This window comes from Rhizobium sp. S163 (assembly GCF_030380805.1).
In the GTDB taxonomy this organism is placed as follows: domain Bacteria; phylum Pseudomonadota; class Alphaproteobacteria; order Rhizobiales; family Rhizobiaceae; genus Rhizobium.
This window is the reverse complement of sequence record NZ_JAUDSA010000013.1, coordinates 1-11,900: the sequence shown is the minus strand read 5'-3', so window position 1 is coordinate 11,900 and position 11,900 is coordinate 1. Positions and strand designations below refer to the sequence as shown.

Annotated in this window: 8 protein-coding genes and 2 pseudogenes; 6 read left to right on the top strand and 4 right to left on the bottom strand. The window is 57.5% G+C overall.

Annotated features, from left to right (window positions below):
• Positions 1-151 precede the first annotated feature (151 nt).
• Positions 152-1,924 carry a hypothetical protein gene (locus QTL96_RS12835; protein ID WP_289727908.1) on the bottom strand — a complete coding sequence of 591 codons (1,773 nt, stop codon included), beginning with the start codon at positions 1,922-1,924 and terminating at the stop codon, positions 152-154.
• Positions 1,925-2,778: 854 nt separating this feature from the next.
• On the opposite strand from QTL96_RS12835, the pseudogene QTL96_RS12830 reads away from it, so the two are divergent.
• Positions 2,779-2,973 (top strand): annotated as a pseudogene (locus tag QTL96_RS12830) (transposase); the annotation flags it as partial.
• 122 nt (positions 2,974-3,095) lie between these two features.
• Here the strand turns inward: QTL96_RS12830 and QTL96_RS12825 are convergent.
• Positions 3,096-3,983, bottom strand: a complete 888-nt coding sequence (locus tag QTL96_RS12825) for a LysR family transcriptional regulator (RefSeq protein WP_289727907.1) — start codon at positions 3,981-3,983, stop codon at positions 3,096-3,098.
• Between the two features lie 119 nt (positions 3,984-4,102).
• Between QTL96_RS12825 and QTL96_RS12820 the strand changes: the two genes are divergently transcribed.
• A complete protein-coding gene (locus QTL96_RS12820; RefSeq protein ID WP_289727906.1) occupies positions 4,103-4,357 on the top strand; it encodes a helix-turn-helix transcriptional regulator in 255 nt (84 codons plus the stop codon).
• Positions 4,358-4,697: 340 nt separating this feature from the next.
• Here the strand turns inward: QTL96_RS12820 and QTL96_RS12815 are convergent, their stop codons facing one another.
• Together QTL96_RS12815 and QTL96_RS12810 are read right to left on the bottom strand one after the other, a co-directional pair.
• Positions 4,698-5,633, bottom strand: coding sequence for a zincin-like metallopeptidase domain-containing protein (locus QTL96_RS12815; protein WP_289727905.1), 936 nt, complete (start codon positions 5,631-5,633; stop codon positions 4,698-4,700).
• Between the two features lie 236 nt (positions 5,634-5,869).
• A pseudogene (locus QTL96_RS12810) lies at positions 5,870-6,628 on the bottom strand (LysR family transcriptional regulator); the annotation flags it as partial.
• 105 nt (positions 6,629-6,733) lie between these two features.
• Between QTL96_RS12810 and QTL96_RS12805 the strand changes: the two are divergent.
• The 4 genes from QTL96_RS12805 (at position 6,734) to QTL96_RS12790 (ending at position 11,652) form a co-directional block, all read left to right on the top strand.
• A complete protein-coding gene (locus QTL96_RS12805) occupies positions 6,734-7,009 on the top strand; it encodes a helix-turn-helix transcriptional regulator (protein WP_354669132.1) in 276 nt (91 codons plus the stop codon).
• Between the two features lie 531 nt (positions 7,010-7,540).
• Positions 7,541-8,965, top strand: a complete 1,425-nt coding sequence (locus QTL96_RS12800; protein ID WP_289727903.1) for a phosphomannomutase — start codon at positions 7,541-7,543, stop codon at positions 8,963-8,965.
• A gap of 36 nt (positions 8,966-9,001) precedes the next feature.
• On the top strand, positions 9,002-10,429 hold the full coding sequence (locus QTL96_RS12795) for a mannose-1-phosphate guanylyltransferase/mannose-6-phosphate isomerase (RefSeq protein WP_289727902.1): 1,428 nt from the start codon (positions 9,002-9,004) through the stop codon (positions 10,427-10,429).
• Positions 10,430-10,533: 104 nt separating this feature from the next.
• Positions 10,534-11,652 carry a glycosyltransferase family 4 protein gene (locus tag QTL96_RS12790; RefSeq protein ID WP_289727909.1) on the top strand — a complete coding sequence of 373 codons (1,119 nt, stop codon included), beginning with the start codon at positions 10,534-10,536 and terminating at the stop codon, positions 11,650-11,652.
• Positions 11,653-11,900 lie beyond the last annotated feature (248 nt).

The following is an 11,900-nucleotide window of genomic DNA, read 5'->3' as shown; positions in this document are numbered from 1 at the left end:
TTACGACGCGTTGCGTCCGCCGATCAGGTCCTGCTGGATGCTAACGGGCTGACCCAACCGGGCCTTGTAGACCTCGTAGTTCTCTATCACCCGCTGCACATAGTTGCGCGTCTCGGGCAGTAAACCTCATAATTCGGCTGCTGCGGGAAACTTATTCCCGGCGCGGCTCCCAGCCCTCAGAACCACGGCTGAAGCGGTTTCCCAAGGAACGTCCCGAGAAGACCGAAAGGCTATGGAGCGGCTTAACGCTCCGCCACAGGCGACGGTGAGGTCGTGCTGTGGTCTCCACGTCCATGGTGGAGACAGCCTCTGTGTGCGAGCCACCTTCTCTATCTCCTACAGGCTGAAGCTTGCCCCCGCTCTTACGTGCCTTCCTTTCCACATGGGTAACGGTCGGGCGCATCGGTCGGGATTGCCAACGCTCGTGTTGAAGCGTTGGTCCATTCAGCCTTTCAGAGAATTTCATGCCTCGTCTTGCGATGACAAATGCTGCCGCCTCATGGGTCGATAACCCGTAGCGTCTTGCAAATTTATATCGGCCCACTCGGGTGGTATGAGCGGATGCAACGACGGAAAGCGGGATACCTTGCCGGGCCGACGCCGACGTCATTGCCTTGGTAAATTGCGCGTAGGGATATAACGCCACCCTACGTGCATACGTCTTATCGGCGAATGCCCGACGCGACGACCGAACCTGGGCGAAATCGAGCTTTTCGATCACTAGAGGCACGTGGAGTGTCTTAACGAATGCCGCAATTTGCGAACAGACCTTCCGGATCTTCTCCTTTGTCTGATTGGCGGTGCCACCTGCCGTCGGGCAGGCAAACGTGTTGGTCTTGATGAGGTTACCTGCGCCATCGACCATTGCCGCGACGATCTTTCCCGCGTTCCAGTCAAGGCCCACGGCGCCGTCATCCCAGCAAACGCGCGGGACGTTCGTTTCTTCGTACACGGTGACCGACACCTTCCAAGACACATCGTCTTTGTGGAATCGGACCGTTACGGGTGCCCCCTTATTCAAAGCCCGCTGGATGCTGTCACGACCGTGATGGAAGTTGAGACCTCTGACGTCGAGGATGTAGATGATGCGGCCTTTGACCACCTCGCTCCGGTCTGCTCCCGCCGCCAGCGCAGCGGGCAGCCTAAGCTCGAGGTCGTAGAGGCCCCTTCTTACATGCAAACGCGCGTACCTGTTCCCAGAAGGCGTACTTTTGTCGCCCTCCAGAAAAAACTTGCTGGAAAGGGCTTCACGCCACGCTCTTTGCCACTCCTCATGCGATGAGAAACCCGATGCCTGGAGATGATGCTGGGCAAGAAAAAGCTTACCTGGCGCAAAGTGGAGCCTTGGCTCCGCAGTCTCACACTCCGCTCGCTTCAGTCGCGAGGCGATCTTCTGGATTTTGCGCTTCGCGAAATGGATGGATCGCAAAATATGAGACTTGCGGGCTGCGAGAATTTTCAGACGCCTTTCGCAGTGGAATTTTCGGTCAAGTGCATTCTTCAATTTCCGCAGCTGAGCGGCCGTTAATTGCTGAGGCCGGCTGTCGAATGTATATGCCGCTTCTGCCAAGCGCTTTCTCGTTCGAGCCGCTTGCTGATCTGTTTGGGAGATCCTCTTTTTCTTGATCTCGAGGCGTAAACATTCCTGCCAGAGGCGGCGCTTCAATTGGTCCCGGTGGAGTTTAGAGACAGAATGAGCAGATTTGAGCCTGGCCAAAAGTTGGCGGTGAACCATGGCTACCACTGCTGAATGGACACCAAACTCTCTGTGCACCGATGTTCGCAAATCACCTTTCCACGCACGCCCCCTGCGCAGTCGGCTGTAAATGGTACGCTCGATTGTCCCCAAGAGGGCCGCGTACCGCTCTATAATGTCGAATTGCTGCGCCGTCAGGGCTAAACGTGTTTCAAACGTCCGATACATTCTGACCGCCCGGCTGGTGAAGTCTCGGTCTTAAAGGTATTCCCGTCCCCTTCCCGCGGCAATGTTCCCGACGCTATCCGAAGGACGTAGGGGTTCGGGCTTCTACCGGGCCGCATCCGAGCTCAGTTCGACGCTTTACTTAAAGCTGCTCCTCGACAATGAGTTTCGCTCGAGTTTCAGGTCTAGTTTTATCGCGGTTTTCGCTTCCCCCGCTAACGGAGCAGGCGCATCTTGTCGCGCCAGCCTCGCCGCTGACACGAGATCGCTCGACGGCGCCCCAAACCGGAGTCGTGGTTCGGAGAATTTGAAAAGTTGAAGCGAGACCGATCTTAGATGAAGGAGCTACGAGTTGCGAGCACCCGTGGGCCATAACGGCTGAATGAGGATGCGCAATTTTGCGAAACGTCTAGCTCATCCTGTTAGGGAAACCGATGACGCGGAGGCGTCTCGCGTTTGCGACCACTCCATGGGATCTCGCACCTTTACCTCGGAAATTAGAGCATGTCGCGCCAAATCAGGTTCGAGATTTTCAAATCAGCTGATCCTTCATTCTTTTCGCCTATAGGAGAAGCAAGACCACGGCAAGCCACACCCAATCGAGTTGCGTGAGCGTGTCGTTGCATTTGTAAATGAAGGGTATAGCCACCGTGAAGCCGCTCGGCATTTCCGGGTTTCGACTCGTTTCGTCAACAACGTGATGATCCTGCATCGCTCAACCGGTTCTCTAGGCGCCGCCAACCAGGGCCATCCAGTCTCGATCCACGCTTCGAAGACGCGACCGTTCATTACAACTTGTGCCAACACTATCGCCCGGCGAAAAGGCAGAACAGTTGCTCAAGGTAAAAAGCGCAAGGCTTCTCTTCCTGCCGACCTATTCGCCGAACCTCAACCCCATCGAAATGGCATTCTCGAAACTCGAGTCACTCCTTCGAAAGCGGGCCGCTCGAAGCTTCGCTACAATCACCAAAGCGCTCGGCGACATCATCAACCTCTTCTCCGTCACCGAATGCCGAAACTTCTTCAAAGCAGCAGGGTATGAGGCTGAATAAATGCGACACGCTCGGTGGTTGCGGCCAAGACCGGGAGAGTACGGCAGTCAAGTGGCGCGCTCGCATAGCCAAACCCCAGAGACGGTAACACCATACTCAAAGAAGCTAGCGTGGACGTTGTATCAAACCCGCCGAACCATCGATTTCGCGATCTCGACGATATCGTCTCGCGACGCGGTCGGATCCTCCTTCGACCACGCAATGCCAAGCCCGATCTTGAAGTCGATCCCCCTCACCTTCTTGAGCACGAAGCTGCGGTTCGGGATATCGGTCGTCCACTCGGGTGCAAAGCCGATGCCAAGACCGGCAGAGACGAGAGAGACCAGCGAATAAGTGTCGTCACAGCTATAGGCGACGTTCTTCGTCAGATCGTATTCCTCGAACTTCTTATTGAAGTACCGTTCGGTGAAAGAGAGGTTCTGCCGGTTAAAGGCGATGATCTTCTGATCGCGTAGGTCTTCGATCGAGATCTCGTTGAGCGAAGCCAGAGGATTGCTCTCGGCTACCGCCAAAAGATAGCGTTCGTGGGCAACGGAGAAGAAGCGCAGCGATCCGATGTTTTCGACCGGCCTGATGAAGCCGAGGTTCAATTGCCCCGTCTCCAGCCCGCGAATGATGTCTCCGGTGTTGCCTGAAGCAATGTGAATGCGGACGTCGGGAAACTTGCGGGCGATCTTGCCAAGGAACAGGGGCAGCATGCCCATGGTGGCTGGGTAGACGGTACCGATCTTGATCTGGCGAATGCGGCTGCCGCCTGCGGCCCGTGTCAGCTCGGTCGTCAGCTCCATCTCGCTGAGGATGCGAACGGCCCGGTCGTAGAAGGTCTCCCCTGCCCTCGTCAGCTCGACCCGACGAGTGGAGCGGATGAACAAGGAGCAGCCCAATTCCCTCTCCAGCGCCATAACGTGATTGCTGAGCGCTGGCTGGGCGATGTTCATCTTGATCGCAGCCCGCCCGAAGTGGAGCTCCTCGGCGACGGCTCGAAACAGGGATAGTTGGCGAAGTTCCATAGAAGCCTCTCCGCCGCCTGTGAGCATTGTTGCCACACTGCTTCGCAAAAGATAAGTTTAACCTTGATAACATCTGCAACTTATCTTTTCAACATTAAAGTTTCGAAAAACAAAAGTTTATGCTCACACCCTCTCAATGTCGCGCCGCAAGAGCTCTTCTCGATTGGACCCAAAGCGAACTCGCCAAGCGGACCTCAATCAGCGCTGTGTCGATCCGCGCTTTCGAAAAGGGCGGCGACATGCGCGAGAGCAACCTCCGGCTCCTGACGCTCACTTTTGAAGCTGCCGACGTCATTTTTGAAAATGAAGGCGAAATGATCAGCGGCGGCGTTGGCGTACGATTTCGAGGCGGGCCGAGAGACTTAAGCCAGTGAAGATTGTATGCTCGGGTTGATGACAACCCCACTGAGGAGCAGATAGGAGCACTTTTGGCTTCTACACGAAGTGGAGCTAGCCAAGACCGCGGGAGGGCTCAGACACGGGGCATAGATGCCTGTGCTCGGGGTGCATCTTAATTCGTCACTCTTTGCACCTCTGAAAAAGCTCGCAGAGGCGATACGATCCACTAAAACCTTTGATAGTCTCGGTTACTCTTCCTTGCTGACGGATATCACTCGCCAAAAGTTTCGGTCCTGACCACATTGAATCGGGTCTGCGAGAGGAAAGTTCGAGCAAATTAGCCAGTCCACACTTTATCTATACGGTGAAGCCGGCTCACGCCGCCTCCCCTTCGTCGTCATCATCACCGGTGATGCGGGGCTGCAGGTGATGCAGGTAGTCTGCTGCGCGCTGTGCATGGGCTGCGGCCTGAAAGATGGCGCGCTTGTCGCCACGAAGCACGTTCAGCCATCCATCGATATAGCTTGCATGATCGGCCCTTGGCTCAAGCTCCGGGGTGATGCCGAGATCGGCGCAGAGGAATGCACTGCCAAGTTCGGCAACGAGCTCTTCACGGGCACGTTCCGTGCGGTCTTTGGCGTAGCGGGACAAATCGCGATCCAGACGAGCGGGTGTTGATGTCCAGTGCGTCATTTCGTGGCTGAGGACGGCAATGTAGCTAGCCTCATCGACGAAACTGTCGAGAAGAGGCATCTGAATGTAGTCTTTGGCGGCGGCATAGTAGGCGGACGACCCGCCATGGCGGATGAGTGCTCCGGTATTGGCAAAGAAACGTCCGGCCATCCCGATGCGATCAAACGGATCGGATAGATCGACATTTGCCTGATGCTGTCCATCGAGCCCCTTGATCTGGTCGGTGTTGAAGACGGTATAGGCTTTGATGAAGGGGATGGTGCGTTCGACATCATCGCCTTTTTCGGCTGTCTCGGTGCGGATGATCGAACTGGCGAAGACGACGGTCGTGCCGGTCTCGCCCTTGCGAACGGCGGCTCCCAGTTCCAGTGCCTGACGATAGGTCATCCAGGTCGACGAGGAGAAGCCGCGTGCGATTGCCTCAGACCAGAGGAGAAGGACGTTGATGCCGGAATATGGCTCGCCATTGTGGCGAAGTGGACGGGTAACGGTCTGTGATGGCAAGGCGCTTTGCCATGGCTGGGTCCAGGGGCGCACGCCGCGGTCGAGTTCGGCGATGATCTTGTCGGTGATGCGGCTGTAGATATCGGATCGCTGGTTGATGTGCTCTCTTGTCATGTCGGCCTCCGCTTGAGGTCGCGACCATCGCGACCTGCTACGGCGGTCCGAAAGCCGGGCTAAGAGCGGCGGCCGGCACCCGCAGGGCCGAAACGCAGAGCAGGACGGCGAAGCCGTTGCAGCCGCCGCGAGCCTGGCAGGACCAAAAGCCGGGGCAGGACGCGGTGGCGCTGCCTCGAAATGGCGGTGAGAGGCAGGAGCTACGCTTGGGGCGACTGACTAACCTCGCCGCNCCCCCTCACCTTCTTGAGCACGAAGCTGCGGTTCGGGATATCGGTCGTCCACTCGGGTGCAAAGCCGATGCCAAGACCGGCAGAGACGAGAGAGACCAGCGAATAAGTGTCGTCACAGCTATAGGCGACGTTCTTCGTCAGATCGTATTCCTCGAACTTCTCATTGAAGTACCGTTCGGTGAAAGAGAGGTTCTGCCGGTTAAAGGCGATGATCTTCTGATCGCGTAGGTCTTCGATCGAGATCTCGTTGAGCGAAGCCAGAGGATTGCTCTCGGCTACCGCCAGAAGATAGCGTTCGTGGGCAACGGAGAAGAAGCGCAGCGATCCGATGTTTTCGACCGGCCTGATGAAGCCGAGGTTCAATTGCCCCGTCTCCAGCCCGCGAATGATGTCTCCGGTGTTGCCTGAAGCAATGTGAATGCGGACGTCGGGAAACTTGCGGGCGATCTTGCCAAGGAACAGGGGTAGCATGCCCATGGTCGCTGGATAGACGGTACCAATCTTGATCTGGCGAATGCAACTACCACCTGCGGCCCGCGTCAGCTCGGTCGTCAACTCCATCTCGCTGAGGATGCGCACAGCCCGATCATAGAACGTCTCCCCTGCCCTCGTCAGCTCGACCCGACGTGTGGAGCGGATGAACAACGGACAGCCAAGCTCCTTCTCCAGCGCCATGACATGGTTGCTGAGCGCCGGCTGGGGCGATATTCATCTTGATCGCGGCCCGGTCGAAATGGAGCTCCTGGCGACGGCCCGGAACAGTTAAAGTTGGCGCAGTTCCATTCGATCGACCGTCTAAAATCTACAATCACAGCGTGAGCTTAACCTGATTAGTATACAATAGCCAGTTATTTAATCGTTGTCGTCATGTGCAGGTGGGGTATGACGCCTCGTGAGCTATTAGCTTGGAATGTGAAGAAGTTGCGCGTTGAGCGTGGGTTATCCCAAGAGCGCCTCGCCTTCGAAGCCGATCTTGAGCGCGTCTCTATTTCGCAGGTCGAGCGTCTGCGGATAAACCTCGGAGTGGATTCTCTGGGGAAAATCGCTGCGGCGCTCGGCTGTAAGGTCTCAGATTTGCTTGCTGAGCCAAACCCTGGGGACGAAGCCCCAATTAATCTACGACGTGGGCGCCGTAAGTCGTGAGATCGTATGTCTATTTGCGCGACTGAGTTGGCCCGCCATAGTGTGGCCTCACGAGAGTTAGACGGTGCCGGCACCACGCCACGCGAATACTTGCATCCGAAGCGCATAAAATTGCAGACACCAACGATCCGGCGCAAAGCCTGTGGCGACCGCCGCTGGGTGATCCCGCAACTACGCAAAGCTTGCGTAGACCTTAGGAAAATTCGGTCTGTTGTCACATGGCATGAGAGCGGGAGATTTGAGTTCTCGGAAAACCAATAGTTGGACCGGCACGCCACCGTGTGGTCACCTTGGCTGAGGGTGGCCCAAATACTGTACCGCCTAAGGTGTTGCATTTCCACCACTGGTCTGATCGGGGTACTTGTAATATACGAGCCGACGTTCATGCCAGCAACTTAGAGGTAAAGTTGTGATCGTGGGCTGTTCGATTCTCTCGGCGACATCGGTCGCCGGCCATCAAAGTCTACGAACTTTGCGTAGTCTGCTTTCAAAACACGGACGAATTCAAGCGTTGCCGAGGGCTTATTCAGAATGAAATTTGGGACAAGCGGGCTTCGAGGCCTTTCCGAGGATCTGAAGGGCCGGGCATCGGCGCTCTATGCGAGGGCGTTCGGGCGCTATCTCCTCGAAAGCGGCCGGGCAAAGGCCGGAGACCCGATCCTTATTGGCCGTGACTTTCGCCAATCCAGCCCTGAGATATCAGCCGATTGCATCAAGGCGCTCGACAAGCTCGGCTTTGCGATGATCGATTGCGGCACGGTGCCGACGCCGGCGCTGGCGCTCTATGGCCTGCATCTTAGCGCCGCCTCGCTGATGATCACCGGCTCGCATATCCCCGCCGATCGCAACGGCATCAAGTTCTATCGGCCGGATGGCGAGATCGACAAGGCCGATGAAGCCGCAATCACGGCGGCGGCAACCGATCTCGACCGCATTGGCTTTGATTGGCCGCTGGACGACCGGCAGGCCGAGGATCGGTCGGCCGAGTGTCTCGCTCTCTTCACGAAGCGTAACGCCAGCCTGTTGCCCTCCAACGCACTTGCCGGCCTGAAAGTTGGCGTCTACCAGCACAGCACCGTCGCCCGCGATCTCATGGTCGACCTGCTCAAGCACTTTGGTGCAGAGGTCACGGCTTTCGCGCGCTCCGAGCACTTCATTCCCGTCGATACCGAAGCCGTCTCGGAAGAGACCATTGCACTTTTGAAGCAGGCTGCACGCGATCATGGCCTCGACGCCATCGTGTCTGCCGATGGCGATGGCGACCGGCCGCTGGTGACCGATGAGACCGGCACCCCGCTGCGCGGCGACCTCCTTGGCCTGATCGCCGCCAACTTCCTCGGCGCCGATGCCGTGGTGACACCGGTGACTTCCAACTCCGGCATTGAAGCATCAGGATCGTTCAGCGTCATCCGCACCCGCGTCGGATCGCCCTTCGTGATATCAGGGATGCAGGAGGCGATTACGTCGGGCAAGACCGGCGTCGTCGGCTTCGAGGCCAATGGCGGCACGCTGGTGGCGAGCGCTTTCGAGGTCAATGGCACCACGCTGCTGGCCTTGCCGACCCGCGATTGCTTCCTGCCTGTTCTGGCGACACTGGCGCAGGCGGCCGCAAACAAGCGCCCTCTGTCGGTCATCGCATCGGGCTACGCGCTCCCCTTCGCCGCCGCCGACCGGCTGGAGAACTTCCCGGTCGAGACCAGCGCCAGGCTGATGGCCCATCTGCGCGCAAGCCTGGATAATCTCGCCGACTTCCTGAAGCCGATCGGCCAGGTTGCAAGCACCAGCGATATCGACGGCCTGCGCGTGACGCTCACCGACAACCGCATCATCCACTTCCGGCCCTCGGGCAACGCGCCGGAAATGCGCTGCTATGTCGAAGCCGAAACGCAAGGCGCCGCCACTGACCTCCTAGCAAGCGGCCTTGCGCGCATCTGCGCCTTTGCCGGTGCACACTGATCAAAGATGAAAGACCATTTCGAGGACACGACCCAGATGACGCAGAAGATCGTTCCGGTTATCATGGCAGGCGGCAAGGGCACGCGCCTGTGGCCACTGTCGCGCGCCACCGCCCCCAAGCAGTTCATCCGCTTCATCGGCGACACCACGCTGTTCCAGGAAACCCTGCTGCGCGTCTCCGACAAGACGCTCTATGAACCGGCGATCGTCATCACCAACGAGGAGTTCCGCTTCCTCGTCGCCGAGCAGGCCCGCGAACTCGATATCTCGCTCTCGAGCATCCTTCTGGAGCCGATGGCCCGCAACACGGCCGCAGCGGTTGCCGCAGCCGGCGCACTGGTGCGCGACCGCTTCGGCGAGAGTGCCATCATGCATGTGCTCGCCTCCGACCACGAGATCGATGCCGACCAGGTCTATTTCGACGCGGTGCGCGCCGCGATTGCCGCCGCATCCGCAGGCAAGCTCGTCACCTTCGGCATCAAGCCGACGGAACCGGCAGCCGGCTACGGCTATCTCGAAGGCGGCGAGGCTCTCCCGAGCGGCGCGCTGACGGTCAAGCGCTTCATCGAGAAGCCGCCGCTCGCGAAAGCCGAGGAGATGCTGGCATCGGGCGGCTTCTACTGGAATTCCGGCATGTTCATGTTCCCGGTCGCCAAGCTGCTCAGCGAAATGACCACCTTCGCCCCCGCCGTTCTCAAGGCTGCCAGCGAAGCGGTCGCCCAAGGTGTCAAGGATCTCGACTTCATCCGCCTCGACAAGGCGGCATTCGCCGAAAGCCCGGATATCTCGATCGATTACGCGGTCATGGAGAAGACAAAGAACGCAGCCGTCGTTCCCTCGCCCTTCCAATGGTCGGATCTCGGCAGCTGGGATGCAATCTGGAAAAGCGGCAATCCTGACGAAAAGGGCAATGTCGCCGCCGAAAACACCACCGTGGTCAACACGCGCAACTCGCTGGTCATGACCCATGGCGTGCATCTCGCGGTCAACGGCATGGACGACGTCGCCGTCATCGCCAGCGAAGATGCCGTCTATGTCGGTCACCTCAAGGACAGCCAGGACGTCGGCGCCATCGTCAAGATGCTCGCCTCCAAGCCGGCAACATCAAAGCTCACCGAGACGCACCCGACCTCCTACCGCCCCTGGGGCGGCTACACCTCGATCTTCAACGGCGACCGCTTCCAGGTGAAGCGCATCTTCGTCACGCCAGGCAAGAAGCTGTCGCTGCAGAAGCACCACCACCGCTCCGAGCACTGGATCGTCGTCAAGGGCACGGCGGAAGTGACGATCGGCGAGAACGTGCAGATGCTGCGCGAAAACGAATCGGTCTACATACCCCTTGGCGAAGTCCATCGCCTCGCCAACCCGGGCAAGATCCTGCTCGAGCTGATCGAAGTGCAGACCGGCTCCTACCTCGGCGAAGACGACATCATCCGTATCGTCGACGAGTTCGGCCGCAACTGAGGCAACTAAAAAGTAGATTGGGTGTACGCTCTCGGAGTGCTCGCCGATCAAGATATTTGAGTGAGGATGCTGAAGAATTTAGTCTTCGTCACAATTGGAGCGAGATGCGAGTTCTACATTTTTTCAAGACGTATTGGCCAGACACTTTCGGTGGGGTAGAGAGGACCATACACGCGATCGCTAAAGGGACGGCTAGATACGGGGTACAAAGTGACGTGCTTTCGCTCAGTGACGAACCTGAGCGAAATACGCAAGAGTTCGACGGTCACATTGCTTACAAAGCCAAGCTCGATTTTGAATTTGCTTCAACAGGTTTCTCCCGCGAGGTGTTCGGTAGGTTCGCGGAATTGAGCGAGAAAGCCGACATCATTCACTATCACTTTCCTTGGCCGGTTATGGATGTCGTTCATCTTGCCTCTCGCCTTAGAAAGCCCACAGTAGTCACCTATCACTCCGATGTCGTTAAGCAGCGGATCCTTCTGCGGCTATACAGACCGGTGATGCATCGTTTTTTGGAACGCGTTGATCGAATTGTCGCTACATCACCGAACTATGCAGCGAGTAGCCACGTGCTACAACGCTATGGCGACAAGACCACGATTATCCCACTGGGCCTTGATGAAGCTAACTACCCGCCGCCCCCTGAGCACTTAAAGGACCAGTGGCGAAGAAGGCTCTCGCGTCCTTTCTTTGTATTCGTAGGCGTATTGCGGTACTACAAAGGAGTGCATTTCTTATTGGAAGCTGCTCGATATACAAATGCAGACATTGCGATCATCGGCACGGGCCCTATGGCGTCTTCACTGAAGGCCTATGCCAATGATCTTGGTCTCTCTAATGTTCATTTCCTAGGCGCGCTTTCTGATGCTGATAAATCTGCTCTGCTAGACCTAAGTATCGGCATGGTCTTCCCCTCGCATTTACGCTCCGAGGCATTTGGGCTTTCACTTGTCGAGGCATCAATATTTGGCAAACCGTTGATTTCTTGCGAAATTGAAACTGGCACAAGTTTTGTTAACGTACACGGTAAGACGGGTTGGGTCGTGCCGCCCGCAAATCCTCCGGCCCTTGCGGACGCAATGAGCTCCTTAGTCCAAAATCCAGACAGGGCGAAGGTATTCGGCGACGCGAGCAGGGAGCGGTTTGAGAAACTTTTCTCCGCTGAGCAGATGGCAGCTTCCTATCGCGACCTGTACGAGGTTTTGCTAACTTGGCGGAATTGATCAGCGATGCCAGAATGGCAAAGCTCTCTCCTGCTCGGACACCATCATCCCTCAGACATCAGACCCCGGCCGACTGTGCCGGGTCCATCGCCGCAACCGGCTCCATCGCTGCGCAAATGAACGCTTCGCGTTTCCGCCTGTTGGTAACCATCCGGGCTAGGCCGCAGACCTTATGTATTTAGCTCATCAGCGATGATGCGTTCGATCTTTTCCGGATCACATTGCTCGTCGATAAGGAACTGCCGAAC

Bases quoted from the DNA above. Each gene is read 5' to 3' on its own strand.
- QTL96_RS12825 (WP_289727907.1), bottom strand. From the start codon at position 3,983: ATGGAACTTCGCCAACTATCCCTGTTTCGAGCCGTCGCCGAGGAGCTC.
- QTL96_RS12835 (WP_289727908.1), bottom strand. From the start codon at position 1,924: ATGTATCGGACGTTTGAAACACGTTTAGCCCTGACGGCGCAGCAATTC.
- QTL96_RS12820 (WP_289727906.1), top strand. From the start codon at position 4,103: ATGCTCACACCCTCTCAATGTCGCGCCGCAAGAGCTCTTCTCGATTGG.
- QTL96_RS12800 (WP_289727903.1), top strand. From the start codon at position 7,541: ATGAAATTTGGGACAAGCGGGCTTCGAGGCCTTTCCGAGGATCTGAAG.
- QTL96_RS12790 (WP_289727909.1), top strand. From the start codon at position 10,534: ATGCGAGTTCTACATTTTTTCAAGACGTATTGGCCAGACACTTTCGGT.
- QTL96_RS12795 (WP_289727902.1), top strand. From the start codon at position 9,002: ATGACGCAGAAGATCGTTCCGGTTATCATGGCAGGCGGCAAGGGCACG.
- QTL96_RS12815 (WP_289727905.1), bottom strand. From the start codon at position 5,633: ATGACAAGAGAGCACATCAACCAGCGATCCGATATCTACAGCCGCATC.
- QTL96_RS12805 (WP_354669132.1), top strand. From the start codon at position 6,734: ATGTGCAGGTGGGGTATGACGCCTCGTGAGCTATTAGCTTGGAATGTG.